This is a genomic window from Pedococcus ginsenosidimutans (assembly GCF_039544395.1).
In the GTDB taxonomy this organism is placed as follows: Bacteria; Actinomycetota; Actinomycetes; order Actinomycetales; family Dermatophilaceae; genus Pedococcus; species Pedococcus ginsenosidimutans.
This window is the reverse complement of the sequence record NZ_BAABLO010000012.1, coordinates 1-19,308: the sequence shown is the minus strand read 5'-3', so window position 1 is coordinate 19,308 and position 19,308 is coordinate 1. Positions and strand designations below refer to the sequence as shown.

General features: G+C 69.8%; 17 protein-coding genes. 9 read left to right on the top strand and 8 right to left on the bottom strand.

Features of this window, described 5'->3' with window-relative positions:
- Window positions 1-64 precede the first annotated feature (64 nt).
- The 4 genes from mgtA (at window position 65) to ABEA42_RS14665 (ending at window position 5,799) form a co-directional block, all read left to right on the top strand.
- Window positions 65-2,752, top strand: coding sequence for a magnesium-translocating P-type ATPase (gene mgtA, locus ABEA42_RS14680; RefSeq protein ID WP_345504507.1), 2,688 nt, complete (start codon window positions 65-67; stop codon window positions 2,750-2,752).
- Between the two features lie 86 nt (window positions 2,753-2,838).
- Window positions 2,839-4,389, top strand: a complete 1,551-nt coding sequence (locus ABEA42_RS14675) for a DUF4389 domain-containing protein (RefSeq protein WP_345504506.1) — start codon at window positions 2,839-2,841, stop codon at window positions 4,387-4,389.
- The gene (locus ABEA42_RS14670; RefSeq protein WP_345504504.1) at window positions 4,386-4,736 is read left to right on the top strand and encodes a hypothetical protein; all 351 of its coding nucleotides are present in this window, start codon (window positions 4,386-4,388) and stop codon (window positions 4,734-4,736) included. The genes ABEA42_RS14675 and ABEA42_RS14670 overlap by 4 nt, the downstream gene beginning before the upstream one ends.
- Before the next feature lie 55 nt (window positions 4,737-4,791).
- On the top strand, window positions 4,792-5,799 hold the full coding sequence (locus ABEA42_RS14665) for a helix-turn-helix transcriptional regulator (protein WP_345504503.1): 1,008 nt from the start codon (window positions 4,792-4,794) through the stop codon (window positions 5,797-5,799).
- A gap of 75 nt (window positions 5,800-5,874) precedes the next feature.
- Here the strand turns inward: ABEA42_RS14665 and ABEA42_RS14660 are convergent, their stop codons facing one another.
- The gene (locus ABEA42_RS14660) at window positions 5,875-6,051 is read right to left on the bottom strand and encodes a hypothetical protein (protein ID WP_345504502.1); all 177 of its coding nucleotides are present in this window, start codon (window positions 6,049-6,051) and stop codon (window positions 5,875-5,877) included.
- A 192-nt stretch (window positions 6,052-6,243) separates the two neighbouring features.
- On the opposite strand from ABEA42_RS14660, the gene ABEA42_RS14655 reads away from it, so the two are divergent.
- On the top strand, window positions 6,244-6,924 hold the full coding sequence (locus tag ABEA42_RS14655) for an alpha/beta hydrolase (RefSeq protein WP_345504501.1): 681 nt from the start codon (window positions 6,244-6,246) through the stop codon (window positions 6,922-6,924).
- A gap of 1,056 nt (window positions 6,925-7,980) precedes the next feature.
- Here ABEA42_RS14655 and ABEA42_RS14650 read toward each other — a convergent pair.
- The 3 genes from ABEA42_RS14650 to ABEA42_RS14640 all read right to left on the bottom strand — a co-directional run bounded on the left by ABEA42_RS14650 (window position 7,981) and on the right by ABEA42_RS14640 (window position 9,946).
- On the bottom strand, window positions 7,981-8,343 hold the full coding sequence (locus tag ABEA42_RS14650) for a hypothetical protein (protein WP_345504499.1): 363 nt from the start codon (window positions 8,341-8,343) through the stop codon (window positions 7,981-7,983).
- Window positions 8,344-8,414: 71 nt separating this feature from the next.
- Entirely contained in the window at window positions 8,415-9,113 is a 699-nt protein-coding gene (locus tag ABEA42_RS14645) for a hypothetical protein (RefSeq protein WP_345504498.1), read from the bottom strand.
- Window positions 9,110-9,946: an alpha/beta fold hydrolase gene (locus tag ABEA42_RS14640; RefSeq protein WP_345504497.1), complete on the bottom strand. Its 837-nt coding sequence runs from the start codon at window positions 9,944-9,946 to the stop codon at window positions 9,110-9,112. Before ABEA42_RS14640 ends, ABEA42_RS14645 begins: the two co-directional genes overlap by 4 nt.
- Before the next feature lie 49 nt (window positions 9,947-9,995).
- Here ABEA42_RS14640 and ABEA42_RS14635 point away from each other — a divergent pair, with 49 nt between their 5' ends.
- A complete protein-coding gene (locus ABEA42_RS14635) occupies window positions 9,996-10,613 on the top strand; it encodes a TetR/AcrR family transcriptional regulator (protein WP_345504496.1) in 618 nt (205 codons plus the stop codon).
- 92 nt (window positions 10,614-10,705) lie between these two features.
- Here the strand turns inward: ABEA42_RS14635 and ABEA42_RS14630 are convergent, their stop codons facing one another.
- The gene (locus tag ABEA42_RS14630) at window positions 10,706-11,284 is read right to left on the bottom strand and encodes a cupin domain-containing protein (RefSeq protein ID WP_345504494.1); all 579 of its coding nucleotides are present in this window, start codon (window positions 11,282-11,284) and stop codon (window positions 10,706-10,708) included.
- 2,326 nt (window positions 11,285-13,610) lie between these two features.
- Between ABEA42_RS14630 and chrA the strand changes: the two genes are divergently transcribed.
- Window positions 13,611-15,026: a chromate efflux transporter gene (chrA, locus tag ABEA42_RS14625; protein ID WP_345504493.1), complete on the top strand. Its 1,416-nt coding sequence runs from the start codon at window positions 13,611-13,613 to the stop codon at window positions 15,024-15,026.
- 232 nt (window positions 15,027-15,258) lie between these two features.
- On the opposite strand, the gene ABEA42_RS14620 is transcribed toward chrA, so the two are convergent.
- From ABEA42_RS14620 to ABEA42_RS14610, 3 genes are all read right to left on the bottom strand, one after another.
- Entirely contained in the window at window positions 15,259-15,540 is a 282-nt protein-coding gene (locus ABEA42_RS14620; protein ID WP_345504492.1) for a winged helix-turn-helix transcriptional regulator, read from the bottom strand.
- The gene (locus tag ABEA42_RS14615) at window positions 15,537-15,941 is read right to left on the bottom strand and encodes a VOC family protein (protein ID WP_345504491.1); all 405 of its coding nucleotides are present in this window, start codon (window positions 15,939-15,941) and stop codon (window positions 15,537-15,539) included. The genes ABEA42_RS14620 and ABEA42_RS14615 overlap by 4 nt, the downstream gene beginning before the upstream one ends.
- A 160-nt stretch (window positions 15,942-16,101) precedes the next feature.
- Complete coding sequence (locus ABEA42_RS14610) at window positions 16,102-16,743, bottom strand: hypothetical protein (protein WP_345504490.1); 642 nt, start codon at window positions 16,741-16,743, stop codon at window positions 16,102-16,104.
- Between the two features lie 242 nt (window positions 16,744-16,985).
- Between ABEA42_RS14610 and ABEA42_RS14605 the strand changes: the two genes are divergently transcribed.
- Entirely contained in the window at window positions 16,986-17,735 is a 750-nt protein-coding gene (locus ABEA42_RS14605; RefSeq protein ID WP_345504489.1) for a dienelactone hydrolase family protein, read from the top strand.
- A 133-nt stretch (window positions 17,736-17,868) separates the two neighbouring features.
- A complete protein-coding gene (locus tag ABEA42_RS14600) occupies window positions 17,869-18,591 on the top strand; it encodes a GAF and ANTAR domain-containing protein (RefSeq protein WP_345504488.1) in 723 nt (240 codons plus the stop codon).
- Window positions 18,592-19,308: the final 717 nt, after the last annotated feature.

Below are 19,308 nucleotides of genomic sequence, written 5' to 3'. Positions count from 1 at the left end.
ATACGGCGCCGACCGGCGTCCCCCGGCGCCCCCGGGCGTCAGTGCACCGTCGTCGAAGGACGCCATGACCCTGACCACCGCCGTCGACCGCGCACCGCGCTCGGCCGTGGGGCGCGCCGCCACCGAGTCCGGCGAGACGGTCCTGGCCGCGCTCGGGGTGGATGTCGGGCACGGACTCTCCGCGACAGAGGCCGCGACGCGGCGTGAGGCATACGGTCCCAACGCGGTCGCCACCCACCGCGCGAGCGCGCTGGCCGTGCTGTCCCACCAGCTCCGCTCGCCCCTGCTCCTGCTGCTCGTGCTCGCCGCCGCGGCCTCGGCGCTCGTCGGCGAGGGCCGGGACGCGCTCATCATCGGCGTCATCGTCACCCTCTCGGTTGGGCTGGGCTTCGGCAACGAGTACCGCGCGGAACGGGCTGCGGCGGCGCTGCACAGCCAGGTGCGCCACCGGGCCCTGGTCGTCCGCGACGGGGTGTCGGCGCTGGTCGACGTCGAGGAGGTCGTCCCCGGAGACCTGGTGCGGCTGCGCGTCGGCGACGTCGTGCCGGCCGACCTTCGCCTCGTCGAGGCCGAGGAGCTCGAGTGCGACGAGTCCGTCCTCACCGGTGAGTCCCTGCCGGTGGCGAAGTCCACCGACCCCGTCGGCCGCGGAACCCCGCTCGCCGAGCTGACCGGTGTCGCCCTGATGGGCACCGTCGTGCACGCCGGCGCCGCCCTGGGCGCGGTCGTCGCGACGGGCACCGCCACCGAGCTCGGCGCCATCGCCACGGGCCTGAGCACCCACCAGCTCGACACGACGTTCCAGACCGGGCTGCGCAGGTTCTCGCTCCTGCTGGTCCGTGTCGCCGGCACGCTGACGACCTCGATCTTCGTGGTCAACCTCGTGCTCCACCGGCCGGTCATGGACTCGCTGCTGTTCTCGCTGGCCATCGCCGTCGGCATCACGCCCCAGCTGTTGCCGGCCGTGGTCGCGACCAGCCTGGCCGCCGGGTCGCGGCGGATGAGCAGGCGCAAGGTCCTCGTCAAGCGACTGGTGTGCATCGAGGACCTCGGCGACGTCGACGTCCTCTTCACCGACAAGACCGGGACGCTCACGGACGGGAGGGTCAGCTTCGCGCGGGCCGTCCCCGCGGAGGGCTCACAGGCGCCCGACGTCATACGCCTCGGGCTGCTGTGCACCGAGGAGGGCTCCGCCGCGGGCGCCGCCCTGGGCGCCAACCCGCTCGACCAGGCCCTCTGGGCCGCCCCGGCCGTGGACACGATGGCCGGCTGGCTCGAGGGCCACACCCGGCTGCACAGCGTCCCGTTCAGCCACCACACGCGCACCATGTCGGTCGTCGTCCGCGACGCCGCCGGGGTGGTGACCACCGTGACCAAGGGCGCACCCGAGGCCGTCCTCGAGCGCTGCCGCGACGTGCCCCCGTCCGCGCGGGCGCGGCTCGCGGCGGAGTTCGACGCCGGCAGCCGCGTGGTGGCGGTGGCCACGGCGCCCGGTCGCGCCGTGGACCCCCCTGCCACGGACATGCACCTGGTGGGCCTGCTCGTCTTCCTCGACCCGCCCAAGCGCGGCGTCGAGCGCTCGCTCGCCCGCCTCCGCGGGCTGGGCGTGACCGTCAAGCTCGTCACCGGGGACAACGTCGCCGTGGCCGCCAAGGTGTGCCGCGACCTCGGACTGTCGGACGGGCCGGAGGACGTCCCCCTGCAGGGAGGCGACCTCGACGCGCTCGACGACGCCGCCCTCGCCCGCGCCATCGGCCGGACGTCGGTGTTCGCCCGCGTGAGCCCCGAGCAGAAGGCCCGCATCGTCCGGGTGCAGCGGCTGAGCACCGGCGGGGTCGCCTTCCTCGGTGACGGGGCCAACGACGCCCTGGCCCTGCACGCCGCCGACGTCGGGATCTCGGTCGACTCGGCCACGGACGTCGCCAAGGACGCCGCCGACGTCATCCTGCTGGAGAAGGACCTCGACGTCCTCGCCGACGGGGTCGCCGAGGGCCGGCGCATCTTCGCCAACACCATCAAGTACGTCCTCATGGGGACGTCGAGCAACTTCGGCAACATGTTCTCGGCAGCGGGCGCCTCGCTGTTCCTCGCCTTCCTGCCGATGCTGCCGTCGCAGATCCTGCTCAACAACCTGCTCTACGACACCAGCCAGCTCGCCATCCCCACGGACGGCGTCGACGAGGAGCAGCTGCGTCGGCCGTCCCACTGGGACATCGGGTTCATCCGCCGGTTCATGCTCGTCTTCGGGCCGCTCAGCTCGGTCTTCGACTTCGCGACGTTCTGGGTGATGCTCCACGTCTTCCACGCCGGCCCGGCGCTCTTCAGGTCGGGGTGGTTCGTGGAGTCCCTCGCGACGCAGACCCTGATCATCATCTCCATCCGCACCCGGCGCGTGCCGTTCTTCCGCAGCCGGCCGAGCGTGCCGCTGGTGGTCGCCGTCCTCGGGGCACTCGGGGTGGGCGCCGTGCTGCCCTCGAGCCCCCTCGGGCCGGCCCTGGGCTTCCGTCCCCTGCCCATGGGCTTCTTCCTCACCCTCGCGGGCATGGTGGCCACCTACCTCGTGCTCGTCGAGGCGGGCAAGACCTGGTTCTACCGCGCGGCCCCCGTGGTGCCGGTCGTGCCCGCTCGGACCACCCGCCACCTGCGCAGCCGGGTGTGGCGCTTCACCACGGGGCACCACCTGCCACCCACAGCGAACTCCGCGCCCTCCGGGGCCTCCGCGCCTGCGAAGAACGCGCGCGGCCCCTCCTGACCGGAGAACGCCGAGGTCACGGGGCGAAGGTCCCTCCCCGGCACCGGCCCGGGACGCGACGGTGGAGGTGACCCGAGGAGCCAGCCATGACGACCGCAACCCTGAGTCCCGCCGCCCAGCCCCGCCACCCCGTCCACGTCGACGGGGCGACCACGCCCACCAGCTCACGCTGGCTGTGGCTCGTGAAGTGGCTGCTGGTGATCCCCCACCTCGTCGTCCTGACCGTGCTGTGGATCGCGTTCACCGTGATCAGCATCGTCGCGTTCGTGGCCATCCTCGTGACCGGCCACTACCCCCGCTCGCTGTTCGAGTTCAACGCCGGTGTGCTGCGCTGGAGCTGGCGGGTCTCCTACTACGCGTACGGCGCCCTCGGCACCGACCGCTACCCGCCGTTCACCCTCGCCGAGGTGCCGGACTACCCGGCGCACTTCGAGGTCGACTACCCCGAGCACCTCTCGCGCGGTCTGGTGCTGGTGAAGTGGTGGCTGCTCGCTCTCCCCCACTACGTCGTCGTCGGCCTGCTCGTGGGCACCGGGTCGTGGATCGCCACCGACGACCAGCGCTGGCGCACCTCGTGGGGAGAGGGCGGCCTGATCGGGCTGCTCGTGCTGGTGGCCGCCGTCGTGCTGGCCGTCACCGGCACCTACCCCCGGCCGCTCTACGACCTCGTGCTGGGCCTCAACCGCTGGGTGCTGCGGGTGGCCGCGTACGCCGCCCTGATGACCGACGCCTACCCGCCGTTCCGCCTCGACCTCGGCCCGCACGAGCCCGACCTCCTGCCGCCGCCCGCCGCACCCGGATCGCCCACCGAACCCGGACCGCCCACCGCCACCTTCGCAGCGGCCCCCGCGTCCGGGCCGGCCGTGGTGGACACGCCCACCGGTCCGGCAGCCTCCGCGACCGCCGGGCCCACCGCGACCGGTGGACCGACTGCGCCTCCGGGTGCCGTGCACCGTCCGGGCTGGACGCCGGGGCGCACCATCTCGGTCGTGCTCGGTGCCCTCCTGGCCCTCGTCGCCCTTGGGGTGACCGTGGGTGGGGGCGCGCTGCTCGTCGCGGACCGGACCATGCGGCACGACGGCTACGTCACTGTCCTCGAACGACCGGTCGGCACCGCCGGGTACGCCGTGGCCGCGACCGCCCTCGACATCCAGACCATGGCGGGTGGCAACGACATCGCCGACCGCGTGCTGGGCCGGATGCGCGTCCAGGTCACCCGCCAGGGCAGCGGGCCGGACCTGTTCGTCGGCATAGCACCCAGTGCTGACGTCGAGCGCTATCTGTCCGGCGTCGCCCGCACCGTGCCGGGGCGCACCGCCTCCCTCGACCGTGACATCGCCGGTGCCGCGCCGAGCACGCCCCCGACCGCCGTCGACACGTGGGTCGCCAGCGCCTCCGGCTTCCCCGGGACCGAGCTGACGTGGTCGCCCCGCAACGGTGACTGGGGGATGGTCCTCATGAACGCGGACGGCTCGGCAGCGCTGCGCGCGAACGTCGTCGCCGGCGCGGAGCTCCCCTGGCTGGGCACCGCAGGCGCCGTCCTGCTGGTCGTGGGCCTGCTCGTCCTCGCGGCCGGTGTCGTGACGGTGTCGGTGGCCGTGCACCGCGCCTCGACCCGTCCGCCGTACCAACCGTGACCTCCCGCGCGCTGGGGAGGACGGGGGCCCTGGTCGCCCTGACCGTGCTGCTGGCCTCGTGCGCTGCCGCGAGCAACGACCTGGCCGGCGCCGGGACCGACCTCCCGGGGTTCTGGCTGGGCCTGTGGCACGGGCTCATCAGCCCGGTGACCTTCATCGTGTCGCTGTTCCGCGACGACGTGGGCATCTACGCCGTGCGCAACTCCGGGGGCTGGTACGACTTCGGCTTCCTGTTCGGTGCCTCCGTGGTGTTCTCCAGCGTCGGGCGGACGGGCAGCAACGCCGTACCCCGTCGTGCCCGGCCGCCCGCGCGGGGCACCGCGCGCGGCACCTCCGGCGGGCACTGAACCACCGCGGCCCGACCGGACGGATCGCGTCCGGGACCTGTGGGAACCTTCGCGGGTGGAGGCCACCAACCCGACAGCCCGCGCCCTGCTCTGCCTGGAGCTCCTGCAGGAGTCGCCGGGCACGACGGCGGAGCGGCTCGGCGAGCGGCTCGGCGTCTCCTCGCGCGCCGCGCGGCGCTACGTGGGGATCCTGCGCGAGGCCGGCATCCCGGTGGAGTCGGTCCGCGGGCCGTACGGCGGCTACCGGGTGGGCCGGGGGCTGCGGCTGCCGCCGTTGACGTTCAGCGCGTCCGAGGCGCTCGGGCTCGTGATGGCAGTGCTCGACGGGCACCACGACGCCGGTGACACCACCGACCCGGTGGGCAGCGCCCTGGCCAAGATCATCCGTGCACTTCCGGAAGACGTTGCGGCACAAGCAGAAGCGGTCCGACGCGCCACGTCGCCGGCACCCGACCGGGCAGCCGCCCGCCCCGACCCGGCGACGGCCGCCAGCCTCGTGCGGGCCAGCTCCGACCACCACCGGGTGCGGGTGACGTACCAGTCGGAGTCCGGTCGTGAGTGGACCGTCCAGGTCGATCCCTGGGCGGTGGTGGTGCGCCACGGCCGCTGGTACCTGCTGTGCCTGGCGCGCCCCACGGAGGAGGACGCGGGCATCCGCACCTACCGCGTCGACCGCATCCGGGACGTCGAGGTGCAGGCCGAGGTGTTCGAGCCGCCGGGCGGTATCGACGCCGTCGCGCTCCTCGAGGAGCACCTGGCCACCGGGTGGGAGCACCGGACCGAGGTCGTGGTCGACGCGCCCCGCGACGAGGTCGCCCGGTCCCTGCCCGGCGGCCTGGGCCGCCTCGAGGCGCTGGACGACGGCACGTCACGGCTCGTCGGCAGCACGAGCGACCCCTGGTGGTACGCCGCGCAGCTCGTGCGCCTCCACGCTGCCTACCGCGTCGTCGGGGGCCCCGAGCTGCAGGAGGCGGCGCGGACGCTCGGGGCCCGCCTCCTCGCCGCCGGGACCGTGCCCGGGCACGACGAAGGGGCGTCGCGGCCCGGCCCCGACGCCACGTGAGGGGCGCGGGCAGCGGCGGGGACCGGCACCCACCCGTGGCGGTCGGCCGCGCGGTCGACGGTCAGGGGTCGACGGTCAGCGGCGGTGGGAACCGTCGGGACCGAGGCCCCCATGGGCGCCAGCGTGCCGGTGCCGCCGCGAGCGGTCCTTGGGTGGGGTCGCGACACCCCCACGGCTGAGGTAGAAGAACAGGGCCATCAGGAGCACGATCACCCCCAGGCCGACGAGCACGAACCACGGGTCGATGGGCACGGTGTCCTCCACGGGTCGTCGGGACGGTCACCAGTCCCTTCCCCGACCGCGCTGGTGGCAAACGCGGGGCCGTGCCCCGGGTCCCTCCGCGCGTCCACGTGCGGTGACCCGTGCACTCCCCCGGCTCGCGACCACCCGCGGCGTGGGCGAGGCTGACAGCCAAGAGCGTACTCGTCTCCGCGAGAGGAACCCATGGTCGAGCTGCGTCCCCGACTGGTCACCACGACCGCGCCCGCGTCGCCGGACGGGGCGGTCCTGCTGCTGCACGGCGGGGCGGCCCGGCGCGGGACGATGCGCGTGAGCCCGACCCAGCTGTCCGTACTGCGCATGGTGCCCATCGCCGCCCGCGTCGCCCTGGCGGCCCGCGGTCGGCTCGTGGTCCAGCGCCTGCTCAACTCGCGGCGGGGCTGGGACGCCCACCACACCCCGGTGCGGGACGTCGAGTGGGCCCTGGCCCAGCTGGCCGACCGGTACGGCGCGGACCTGCCCGTGTGCCTCGTCGGCCACTCCCTCGGTGGGCGCGCGGCCCTGCTGGCGGGACGGGCGCCGGCGGTGCGCAGCGTCGTGGCCCTCGCGCCCTGGCTGTACCCCCGCGAGGAGCAGGTCGGCCTGCGTGACAAGCAGGTGCTCTTCGTGCACGGGGACGGCGACCGCGTGGCCAGCCCGTCGAGGTCGGCCGGCCTCGCCCGTGACCTCGAGCGCACCGCCGACGTCGGTTACGTCACCGTCTGCGGGGGCAGCCACGCGATGCTGCGCCGGCACTCCGTCTTCGACGGGGCCGCTGCCGACTACACCACCGCCACCCTGTTGGGGACCGAGGTGGGCGGACCCGTCGCGCGGGTGCTGTCCGGCGACCGCTGGTTCGAGGTCTGACTGGGTGTGTCCCTGGTGCTGTGGGGTCATCCCACAACTCATGCGGCACGGCTACTTCGACCACTAAAGGCAGGGCACGCCCACAGAGCGGCGGGGGTGGTTCGGCAGGACCATCAAGGACATAGAGCAAGGCGCGCCGCGCCGCTACGAGTTCGCCTGGCTGCCTGCTGACGAGGCTGCCGAGAAGTGGGTCGAACTAGGCCTCACGGACACCGATTTCTGAAATATCCCTGCCGTCTCAGAAGGCTTCCCTCCGCCCCCGATACGCGGCATGAGCGTGCGTCGGGCCGGGAGTCGAGACCATTGAGTCGTCCCGCGCTACCGTCGATACATGGACGCAGTCGCGGCCTCCGTTGTAAGTGGCTTCGGTGGGGCCGTGCTTGGTGCCCTCGTTGGCGGTGGCGCATCGTGGCTGACCATGCGACACCAGGCCGCTCTCGATGCTCACCAACGTCAGATGGACAGGCTAGACGGGATCGTCGTGGATGCGTGGCAGGCCGCCGACAGGGTGATGAGAGATCCCATCGGGGAAAGTGTCACCCAGCTGCAGAATCTCCTCCTCCTTGTGATGGGCCGGGCTAACGTTCCGAGCCCGGCCCTGGCCAGGAACCTTGCGACACTCGTACCTCTCATTGGTCGCGGGCGAAACACGGATGAGGTGCGCACCGGCGCCCTGCGAATCACCCTCGAACTGAGCGCTTGGCTCGGGGACCCCGCACGGTATGAACGCGCCGGCGGTACGACCACCGAGAATGAGCCCTCCACCGGCTGACGGCCTCTCTTGGCGGGCGCCCAGTCGGCTACTCAAGTAGAACGTCGGCGGCGGTCACTTGACCGCGCTTCAGTCGCAGGCATCCGCGTCCCCAGCCGAAGGAGTCAGCGCGTCTCGTGGTCCACGCCGATATCAAGGCCGCGGCCCAGCTACCACTCGTGTAAGTGCGCTCAGCGGCACGAGCGGATCGCAGCATGGGAGGAAGGTTCGTCGACTAGATGATCAGTCCCGAATGAGCGATTCGGCGGTGCCCGCCCCATTGCGGGGAGGAAGGTGAATCGCTGCTAGGTGTCGTGCGACGGTCCGGCCCGCTGGCCGGCGATGAGCGGGTAGCACGCCACAAGCAGAGGGATCTGGGTAGCGGCGTACAGCAGATGGAACGAGTAGTGGCGAAGGGTTTGCTCCGGCTCGAAGGGCAGCAGCGGCAGTGGCAGGACGCTGAGGGCGCCGCCTACGAGGTTTAGCAGGGCCCAGCCGAACAGACCGATTCCGGTCAGGCGGACCCTGCGCGTCGCGTGGAGGGTGAGCAGCGCGGCGGTGACCAGGCTGGGCCCGAGGGTCTCAGGGCTGAGCAGCGTCTGGTTCGGTAGCTCGGCGACGTTGTGGACGAGCAGTCCGAGCCAGGCGCCGGTGGCGGCGGCGACCACCAACGCGATGTGCGGCTGTCGACTGGTGTCCCGCCGATCGTGCCTCCGCGTGCTGGTAGCTCGGACGTGCTTCATCGCCTTCGCTCTGAACTGAGGGTGCCGGACGCGGCTGGCGACTCCGAAATCTGCTGAGCGTGTTGGGCAGGGTTGTACATGCGGTAGCTGACGTCGAGGATCCAGGCCAGCCACAGCACAAAGCCGACGAGACTGACCGTGTTGGAGATCGCATCGGCTGTCAGGGCGCCGAGGACGGCGGAGATGAGGAAGGCCGCCGCCGAGACGAGTCCGGTGGCGACCAGCCACCGGGGGAGCATCCGGCTTCGGGCGGCGAGGACGTTAGTGGCGATCAGGTGCGCCGCTAGACCGAACCCTGCAGCGGACAAAGACATGGCCGCGAACGCGTACAGGGCGAGCGCACCGCCAGTGTTCGGGGGCAGGAGCGCAAGGGTGGCCATCGCAGCCGCCGAGCCCAGCGACATGGTCCCACCAAGGAGCAGCCCGGCCAGTGAGACCACGGCAAGCCTCGGTGCGCCTTCCTCGGCCCGGATCATGAGGTCCCACAGGGAGCCGAACCACCACAGCAAGGGAAGTGTGGCCAGGCCGAACAGCCACAGCCCGGCCGCGAGGCCGGCGCGATGGTCGGCGAGGTAGGTCACGATCTCGCCCTCCGGCGCCGCCGGCGGGGGTGGTGCACCTGCCGTCACGCCGACCACGATGTCCAGGGCGACGTAGAGGGCGCCGGCGAGTGCGGCGGTGCGTGCCTGGCTCATTCCAGAACCTTCGAAGTCTCGGCTAGGGCCGTTGCCCAGAAGGCACGGAGCAACTCGAGGACGGCCTCGGGCCGCTCAAGCGGTACCAGGTAGGCCGCGTCCGCGACGGCCGCCGCACGTCCGTCGGGCATGGTCGCGACCGCGCCGGCACTCTGGGTGGGGGTCCAGCCGCTGTGCTGCTCGCCGGTGATCATCAGGGTCGGGATGGTGATGCCCGGCAGGAGCGCGGTCAGGTCTTCGCGGTGCAGAGAGATCGAGGCCACGGCGTTGCGCAGCTGGCCCGGGGCGGCCTCAACGAACGAGCGGCGAACGAGTTGAACGGCGTCCGTGTCGCTGGCGCGTGTCTGCGGCGAAAGCAGCGTCTCGACCACCGCGTCGACCAGGAAGCCGGCCGGCCCCAGCAGCTGGTGGACCAGGAGCAGGGTGCGGGTTCGCACCCGCTCGGAAGTGGTGAGTGCCTGCACAGGAGTCCCGATGGTGACCAGAGACCTGACGCGGCTGGGATAGGCGGTCGCGAAGCGGATGCCGACGTGGCCACCCCAGGCGTTGCCCACCCAGTCCACCGGCTCTGCGACACCCAGTGCATCGAGTACCTCCACAGTGGCCCGGGCACACTGAAGAAGGTCGTAGCGGCGGCCGAGGTCGCCACTCTCGCCGTGACCGGGGCCGGTGACCAAGACCAGTTGGCGGTCCTTGGCCAACTCCGCTGCCAGTCGCTGCCAACTGCGCTCGTCGACGAACAGGCTGTGCCATAGGACGGCAGGCGCACCCCTACCCGCGGTCGTGACCTTGAGGCGGCCCACTGCCGTTTTGATGAACCTGCTTCCTGACATGCGAATCAACTCCTAGGTTGACAGTGTCAATCCCCGTATAGTCGCCGACATGGTTGACACTGTCAATGCCGCCGCGGCGGTCGCTGATGACCCGCTGGAGATGCGGCTGGTCCAAGCGACGCTGCAGATCCTGCGCACCACCCCAGTTGACAAGCTCAGCCTCCGCCGGGTCGCCGAACAGGTCGGGGTTAGCCACCAAGCGCCTTACGTGCACTTCGGCTCCAAGCGGCGATTCCTCGCCGCGGTCGCCGGAGTCGGCCTGGATCGCGCCGCCGACGCGGCTGAGATCAAGGTGGCGGCCGCCGGCAGCTCGCCCATCTCGAGGCTTCGGGCCTTGGCCCGTGCCTACACCGAGTGGGTCACTCACGAGCCGCACGTCCACGACCTCGACCTGGCGCTGCACATCGCCAAGAGCGAACACCCATGGCTGCAGACGGCCGCGATCCGATACTGGAACCTGCTCCACGACACCGTCGAGGCATGCCAGCCCCCCGGCGTCAGTGAGGCCGACGTGCTGCGGCGATGCACCATCGTCTGGGGAGCTGTCTATGGCATCTCCCGCCTGGCCGCACTCGGCCAAGTCCCGGCCTCCGTTCCAGGCGACGCCAGCGAACACATCAGCTTCGCACTGGACGCCCTCTTCGCTGGCTGGCACGCCGCACCCTGACCACCACCTCGGTGTCTCGCCAACCCCGCATCGACAGGCAGCCAGCAAGCGGCGGAAGGACGCGCGTTCTTCGCTCGGCAGCGATGGCCCACTCAGCGAGGGTGGGCCTTGGGGATCGGGTCGGCGCTGTACCTCGGGTACCAGCCGCGGAAGCCGAACGCACGACCCAGGACTGCGAGGGGGGCGAAGACTGCGGTCTGGACGCTCGCCGGCGGTGCGGCAAGCCGTATCTCGTCGCGGTACTCGCGCAGGATGACGGCCATGCTGAGAGGGTTCGGTAGACCCTTGGCGTTCGTCTTTCCGTCCTTGGCCAGGCCGAAGAAAGTCTCGAAGAACATCTCGGTGCGCAACGCGGGCGAGACCTGCACGAGAACGTGGGCGTCCTCGCTGCCGTCATTCCACCAGGTGTGCGGCTTCCCGACCGGCACCTCGGCCCAGTCGCCGACCTCGAGCGTGGACTCGTCGCCGTCCACACGCAGCTTGACGCTGCCGGCCAGAACACCGAAACGTTCCTGCTGGTTGGGGTGCACGTGTGCTGCTGCAGGATGGCCGCCGGGAAGCGCGAACAGGTCACACTCGACCAGGTCGCCGTCGGTGTCTCGAGCGACGCGTCGCCACACAAGGCGCTCACCTGTGACTGGATGTTCCAGCTCTTCACCCGACCTTGCCACGGGCTGCCTCCTTGGGCCACCGACGATCCATCGAAAGTACTCGCCCGTCACTCCGGACGGCCAGAGCAGGAGTCGCGCGTGCGGCGGCAGGACGCATCTGCTCATCGGCAAGACCGCGCTGACAGGGGCATGTCAGCGCATCTGTCTCAAAGGAAGAGTCCTGACCTGTTCACCTGGGGGTGCAGACTGTCGGCCCATGGTGAGGTTCCTGCTTCTACCGGACGACGAGCGTGAGTTCATGGAGTGGGCACAACACAAGCACGGGCTAGAACTCAGTTGCGCAGTCGAGACCGCGAGCGGACTGGCCCAACTCGAGCGCTGCTCAGGACTTCCCACAAGACTTCCGGGGCCACCCGGCGAGCGGTCGTCCGCCCCGCGAGAGTTCGTGCTGCGCCACCCGGATTGGGGCATCAACGACCTCGATCGTTGGCACGTCGATAGCGCGGCCGACCGTGTCATGCGTTCGCTCAACTCCAGCGCTGCAGGGCAGGCAGGGGTATCCCCCGACGGCATGATCGACTTTGAGCGAACGCCAGTACTCCGATTCCGGCGATGCGGTTGGATCAACGCGGGTGAGCTCCACGTGGCCTCTCTCCGAGGCAGCGCCCGCCCTGCTCGGCTTCAGGATCCGACGGTTACTGCCATGTTGAAGAGCGCGGAGCGTTGGTTGGCACGCGGCTCAGTAGGTGTCGAGCTGCCTGACGAGGTTCGCTATCGACCGCGCATCCTGGCGCGCCCCCGAGCCAACGAATGGGTTCACGCGGGCGGCGTGGTCTACCCATGGGACGCGTGACCGCTCATCGGCACGATCGCTCGACCAGCGGCATGAGCGGACGCATCGTGCGGGATGCTAGACCGCGTGAGTGGCTACCTCGCGCGCCGTAGGGAGCGCCGGCAGCGAGCTCGGCGCATAGGTGAGCTGGGTGCCTGCCCTGAATGTCGTCATCTCTGGTCTGAGCACCCAGGGTCCGGGAACGACTTCGAGGGGATGTGCGGGGAGTGCGCCTATGAGTTCGAGCACGGCCAGCGGGAGTCAGCCGCCCCCGGATGCCGGCTGCCAGTTCCAGCCATCGAATGACTGACCTCACTGCGACATGGCGGACGTTCGATTTGCGGCATCGAGCCGAGATTGCTCGGCGGCTGAGGGATACTTCAGTCAACGGGAGGGAGGCGAGATGCCCGACAACGGATTTGGTTCAAGCCTGTGGAAGAACGTGCAGGCGGTGAAGCTCGGCAGGGACGGGGGCCTTGAGGTCCCTGTTCGTGCCAACTCTCGCGAAGGGATCGTTATCGGCGCCGACGCGGTAGCGGCGAGCGAAGTGTCGACGCCAGCCGCCACCCCTGCGAGGGGTGACCGGTCACCGGGCTTCTGGCGGCGCTTGTTCCGCCGGTAGCCGGACACTCAACGCGGCATGAGCGGACGTTGGTCGGCTACTCGCCCTGCTGGCGCATGGCGGGTAGCGCTAGATCCGGCCTCAGGGGTGCACGGCGGCTTGGATGAAGGTCCGCGTCGCAACGTCCTGATGACCATTGGCATCGCGGCGACCAGGTGGGACAGTGTGGGGAGGGTGGTCGCATCAGCGGCCGGCGGGCGCGGCCGGAAAGGCCATCGCTATGTGGTTCGGGATCATCGCAGGCACATTTGTGATCCTGCTTGTGATTGGCGCTTGGTTGTGGGACCGGGCACGCGGTACGAGCGGAACCAGAATAGAGATAGCTGACCGCCGCCCGGACTCAGACCGTCCCGGCGTCGGTTGAACGGCCAGAAGCCCGCATCACCCGGAAGTGAGGCCGCCACGTTTTGGATCTTGGCCGGGGCACTATTCCTGCTGCTGCTCGTAGGCGTCTGGCTATGGGACCGGCACGCACTGAATTCGGACAAGACGGCCGGGCACGCCCCCGACGGGATCGCTCGGCAGGACGCCGGACGTCCCGGGATTGGCTAACGAAGCGGAACGCATTAGCGGCTGGAAGGACCACCGTCATGTGGTTTTGGATCATCGCGAGCATCTTTGTGGTTCTCCTGGTGGTTGCCGCTCTGGTGTGGGATCGGAGCCACGGTACGAGCGGAACCGAGATAGAAATCCGTGAGCGCCGGCTGGACGACGGAAGGCCCTACAACTTCGGAGATGGCGGCGGCTTCTAGCACTCCATCATCGGCAATGCCGTGCGCATCGCGGCATGAGCGGACGGTTCCCAGAGCTGGGTGGCCCTGTCGAGGGCCTCGCTGGGCTCGCAGGGGTGACGCATTGGTGGCCGGAGTGGAGTCGCGGCTACTGCGGATGGTGGTCGTCTGCTAGTCCTGTCTGGTCGTAGGGTCCCGGCCGTGAGGCGTGGACGGATCGCATGGCCAGGGAGGTCGGCCACCGGGCAGTCAGGAGCGGCGCGCGCGGATGTCATCCCGTTCGCGACTGCGGCCCGGGCCTGGTTCGCGATCTCCTTGCAGACCTTCGGAGGACCCGCTGGTCAGATCGCGGTGATGCAACGCACCTTGGTGGACGAGAAGCGCTGGATCGGGCAGCGACGGTTCCTGCACGCGCTGTCGTACTGCACCCTGCTGCCGGGACCAGAGGCCCAGCAGCTGGCCATCTACGTCGGATGGCTCCTCAACGGCGTCCGCGGCGGCCTGGTCGCCGGCATCCTGTTCGTCCTGCCCGGTGTGGTCGCCCTGCTCGGGCTGTCCGCCCTCTACGTCGCCGCCGGGGACACCGTTGTCGTCACGGCCCTGTTCTCCGGTCTGGCCCCCGCCGTGCTGGCCATCGTCGCCCAAGCCGTGATTCGGGTCGGCGGCCGCGCCCTGGGCCACCCCGCCCTAACCGCCCTGGCAGTGGCCGCGTTCGCCGCCCTTGCCGTCTTCGCCGTGCCCTTCCCCCTGGTCATCGCGGCTGCCGCCCTCATCGGCTGGGCGCTCGGCAGGTGGGCGCCCACCACCATGCATCGGGCCTCCGCCCACGCCCACGACGCGGACGGTACTGCACCGCTCATCCCCGACGACGCCCTGCACACGGAGCTACCGAGCCGGGCCCACGCCGTGAAGGTCATCGCCGTCGGCGTGGTCGCGTGGGCCGTCCCGGTGGTGGCCGTCGCGGCGTGGACCGGGACGGGAAGCATCTTCACCGACCAAGCGCTGTTCTTTTCTGGCGCCGCCCTGGTCACCTTCGGTGGCGCGTACGCGGTGCTCGCCTACGTCGCCCATAAGGCGGTCGAGGTGTACGGGTGGCTTGCACCCGGGGAGATGGTCCGCGGGCTGGCCCTGGCCGAGACCACCCCGGGCCCGCTCATCATGGTCGTGCAGTTCGTCGCCTTCGTCGGCGCCTACCGGCACCCAGGCACCCTCGAGCCGTGGGTGGCAGCCGTCCTCGCGGCACTGCTGACCACGTGGGTGACGTTCGTCCCCTGCTTCGTCCTAGTCTTTGTCGGCGCCCCCTGGGTCGAGCGGCTACGAGGCAACCACCCCCTGTCCTCCGCCTTGACCGGCATCACCGCTGCCGTCGTGGGTGTCATCGCGAACCTTGCAGTGTTCTTCGCCGTGCACACCCTGTTCGGCGCGACAACGCGGCTCCTTCTCGGCCCGGCCCACCTGGACGTGCCCGACTGGGTCACCCTGCGGCCGGTCGCCGTGGCCATCGCCGTCGTTGCCGCCGTGCTGCTCTTCCGTCTCAAGTGGCCGGTGCTGCGCACTCTCGCGGTGTGCGCCGCTCTGGGCCTGACCGCGGGCCTAGTAGCGGTCGGCCTCAGCTGACCAAGTTGCAGTCTTGGGTCCGCCTCTCCAAGAAGTCCTTTGATTTAGCGGATCGCGGCAGATGAGTGCGTTGCTGCTGGGCCGACTTGGCTGGTGGCCCACATGCCCTGGGCTTCCGTGCCGCGGCCCGCGAACCGAACACGGCAGTCACGGGGAGTCACATGGCAGCCGTTCACGTCCTGGTTCAGCCACAAGCGCCAACCGTTGGACCCTGGGTCCTGCGATGTTGGGGCTAGGGCTTCGCGGCCCCCCAACGTCCGAGAGCGACGATCGCCGCGCGCAACGCCAGGCCCCGATCGGTGAGCGCGTAGGCCCGCGTGTTGTGCCGAAGCGGTAGGCGGTACAGCACACCGGCCTCTTCAAGCTCGCGCAGCCGGGTGGCGAGCATGTTCGTCGGCGCCCCGAGGTCGCGCTGCAGGTCGCCGTAGCGCTGCGGCCCTTCGAGCAGTCGCTCCACGATGAGCAGGGCCCAGCGGCTTCCGACGATCTCGAGAGCTGCTGCGAGGTCGCTCACTCAGTGGTGTCGGTGTTCGGCTTCATCCAGAACGGTGAGTAGTGGTAGCCATCTGGGTCGTCGAACTGGCGTTGGTACATGAAGTCGTAGTCGTCGGTGTCGCCGACCCGTCCGCCCGCGGCGCCGGCGCGCTCGACAAGCTTGTCAACCGCCTCGCGGCTGCCCAGGTCGAACGAGACGGTGACCTTCGATGGAGTTCCCGCTTCACCGATCAACTCGGCCACGCCGCCGACGCTTGCATACATCTCGCGGCTGCCGAGCATGACGTACTGCTCGGGTGCGATCGCGAAGCACGACACGTTGTGGTCGGACATCTCGGCGTTGAGAGTCCAACCGAGTGCGGCGTAGAAGGTGGTCGCGCGCTCGACGCTTTCGACGGGGCAGGTGATGAAGAGGCTCATGCGGGCATACTTGCAAAATGCAAGTGGACTGACAAGGGCCGCCAACAGGCCGAGGGCCTGACTTGACCGTTTCATCCACGAGGCGCCAGCGTGTGCTGCCTTGGGTCCGCGAACGACGGTGGAGGGAAGGTGTTCGGCCGCCTGGCTTTGCGATCGCACGCTAGACGGGAGCAGATGACCGCCGTTGCGGATGCACGTGGGTCCTCTGCCTCAGCAGACAGATACTCAGCGCTGTCACCAGCAGCAGGAACGAGACCGGGGCGACGACCGTGAGGACCGTGCCCGCGACAAGGATCTCCAGTGCTCGAAGGGTGCAGAGCACTGCCACCCCGAGCGCGGCCCATCGAAGCCACAGGGGTCCCAGCCATTCGCGGGCGCACACTCCAGCGAAGGCGGCGATCGTCAGGAACAGCACGACGTCGACGAGGTCGGAGAGAAGAGCGAGGGCGTCGACGAGGTCTGCGGCGCCCGACGAGGCCACGACACAGAGCCACAGCGGCGGGACCACCGTCATCACCGCAGCCCCGGCCATCGCGAGGCCGGTAAGAGCCAGCGGTCCGGGACGAGCCACGAGCAGCGAGCGCGCCGAGCCGAGGACGAAGACGACGAGGGGCAACGTGGCGAGGAGCTCGATGACCTGGGCCGCCACGACGACACCGGTGTGCGCCTCGTAGAACGCCCTGACGGCGGCCGTGGTGTCGTCCGCGCCCGGCACGCTCGGCATACCTGCGCCCACGAGCAGGAGCAGGACGAAGACCAGTCCCGAGACGCCGGCGACCCTCGTGGGACGGACAGGGCGCAAGGGTCGACCTTGAGAGGTGGCCATTCACCCAGCATCGCCAGCTTGTAACGCGTGTACACCGGCGATTGGGTGAGCCCCGCTACCCAAGTGGCGTAGCGGGTTGATGACAGATGGCCTGCGCCAACAAAGCACCTGGCAGCGAGGATCGAGTCATGGCCGACTCGGCTCGTCACCCCGACCTCAGCCTTGGTCGCGGGGCTGCCCTCTAGTCGGCGCACACCCTGACCGCCCGACACTGAGCCATGAACACTGAGCCGCTGGTCGAGCTCGAGACTCCACACGGCCTGATGCCGGCGTACGCAGCGGTGCCCGCGACGCCGCCGCCATGGCCAGGCATTGTCGTCATCCACGACTTCACCGGCATGAGCCAGGACCTGCGGCAGCACGCGGACTGGCTTGCAGGCGTGGGCTTCCTGGCGATCGCACCCAACCTGTACTGGTGGGGCAGTCGGTTGCGTTGCCTTCGAACGATCATGCATGAGCTCGGTCCCCGTCGTGGTCGCACCTTCGACGACATAGAGGCGGCACGGCAATGGCTGCGAGACCAGGACGGCTGCACCGGGGTTGTAGGCGTGGTTGGCTTCTGCATGGGCGGTGGGTACGCCATCGCGCTGGCCGAGGGCCACGGGTTCGACGCCTCGGCGGTGAACTATGGGGGTTGCCCCTCTGACGCCGAGGACTGGCTGCCGCGGGCGTGCCCGGTCGTCGGAAGCTTCGGCGGGGCCGACAAGTCCCCGCTCGGAGCCCGGGCCGGTGAGCGGCTGGAGAACCTGCTGACCCAGTTCGACGTGCCTCACGACGTGAAGATCTACCCAGGCACCGGCCATGGGTTCATGAACAATCACGCACCCCAAGACCAGACCATGTTCCTGCGCTTCCTCGCCCGAATCTCGGGCACCCAGTACGACCACGAGGCCACCCTGGATGCTCGTCGACGTATCGCGGCGTTCTTCAGGGAGCACCTCCGCTCGGATGCACCCTCGTCTTCTTGACCCGCGTATCGCGGCATGTCAGGGCGATTCGCCTAGCCCAATCGTCGTCAGTGCCCCGGGACCCAAACGGCGCTGGGACAGCACCGCCCTGCGTCCCTTTCGCGATCGGGATCCAGGGTTGCAGAATGCGGACATGAGCGAGTCTTCTGTGCAGGACCCGGAGGAGCTTGGGAGGGTAGCGCGGGACCTGGTGGAGACCCGAGGGGTCGCGCCAACCCTCCGGGCGGTCGTTGGGAAGGCCGCCGCGTTGTTGTCGTGTCCTTGGGCCGTTGTTGCGGTCACGCAGACCTTGACGGACAAGCCTGCCCGTCTGACTGCCTCGACCGACGAGGATCTCGCCGCGAAGATCGCAGGCATCGCGGGTGCGAGTGGTGCCAGCCCGGGGATCACTGCGTTCGAAGCGGGCAAGGTCGTCGTCTGCGCGGACCTGGCCATCAGTGACGAGTACCCGGACTACTGCAAGGGCATGCTGGCCCAGACGCCGGTGAAGTCCGTTCTCAGTGTTCCGCTGCAGAGCGCCGACGGGCCCCTCGGTGTGCTGACCTGCTACGCCGACCGACGCGACGCGTTCGACGAGTCAGCCGTCGAGGTGGCCCGGACCTTGGGCGACCTGGCAGTGCTGGCCATCGAGGCGGCGCTCGGAGAAGACGAGGCGGACAACCTTCAAATGGCCCTCCTGCGATCACGGACCATCGGCGCGGCCATCGGCATCCTGATGGAGCGAAGACAGCTCAACGCAGACGATGCCTTCACGCTGTTGGGCAGGGTCAGCCAGCGCACCAACACCAAGCTCGCCGAGGTGGCTGCGGAACTGGTGGAGACGGGCAACCTGCCCGATCGGCCTTGGTGTGCCTGAAGTCCCAGGCCGGCACCCAAAGCGCGATTCAGTCGATGAATGTTCGCTTGCACCCCCAACGTGACCAGAGGAGCGAAGCTGACATCCCAAGAAGGCACGCCTTCGTCGTCCGCGGGCGCAGATGAAGACCACACGTCGGGATGCAATAGGTGGCGCCCACGACTGACACCACCGTGTCCGGAGAGGCCGGAGCACGCAGGCCGACGGAGTCGCGAAACGAATCACCGTGGACGAGAAGCGTCGGGGGCGGGTAGCCGCGCCGACGGACTTCTTCAGTCCGGGGCTTCGGGCGCGACGCTGCTTGCGGGTTCCTCTGGGCGCGCCTCGCAGTCCGAAACCACGGGTTCCACATAGCCAGGGGGAACTGGCGGGTTGAGGAGTTCCGGGGCGGGCAAGGTCGGAGGTGGAGGTGGTCAACGATGACCAGCAACACCACGCATTTGCGTCCGGATGGAACGACGTTTCCGCCGGTCACACCGGGTGCTCCACGGCCGAATGCCGGGAGTGGGTCATACGTTGTGCCTAGCGCGGATGCGGTGCGTCGAGGGCTCAGCCAGTGCCGCCCATGCTGAGTCCTGTCGGGGATGACTCGGTGCGGCCGTCGCCGCGTTCCTTGAGGCACCGCGCGCAGCGGATGAAGCGGTGGACGTCCGGGGTGTGCGCTGTCTCCCACGAGTGGTGCAGGTTGTTGCGGCACAGGAGGGGCCTTCGGGGAGT

Coding starts and splice junctions, on each gene's coding strand:
- ABEA42_RS14635 (WP_345504496.1), top strand. CDS start 9,996: ATGGTTGACACTGTCAATGCCGCCGCGGCGGTCGCTGATGACCCGCTG.
- ABEA42_RS14600 (WP_345504488.1), top strand. CDS start 17,869: ATGAGCGAGTCTTCTGTGCAGGACCCGGAGGAGCTTGGGAGGGTAGCG.
- ABEA42_RS14645 (WP_345504498.1), bottom strand. CDS start 9,113: ATGAGCCAGGCACGCACCGCCGCACTCGCCGGCGCCCTCTACGTCGCC.
- ABEA42_RS14615 (WP_345504491.1), bottom strand. CDS start 15,941: ATGAGCCTCTTCATCACCTGCCCCGTCGAAAGCGTCGAGCGCGCGACC.
- ABEA42_RS14675 (WP_345504506.1), top strand. CDS start 2,839: ATGACGACCGCAACCCTGAGTCCCGCCGCCCAGCCCCGCCACCCCGTC.
- ABEA42_RS14640 (WP_345504497.1), bottom strand. CDS start 9,946: ATGTCAGGAAGCAGGTTCATCAAAACGGCAGTGGGCCGCCTCAAGGTC.
- ABEA42_RS14605 (WP_345504489.1), top strand. CDS start 16,986: ATGAACACTGAGCCGCTGGTCGAGCTCGAGACTCCACACGGCCTGATG.
- mgtA (WP_345504507.1), top strand. CDS start 65: ATGACCCTGACCACCGCCGTCGACCGCGCACCGCGCTCGGCCGTGGGG.
- ABEA42_RS14655 (WP_345504501.1), top strand. CDS start 6,244: ATGGTCGAGCTGCGTCCCCGACTGGTCACCACGACCGCGCCCGCGTCG.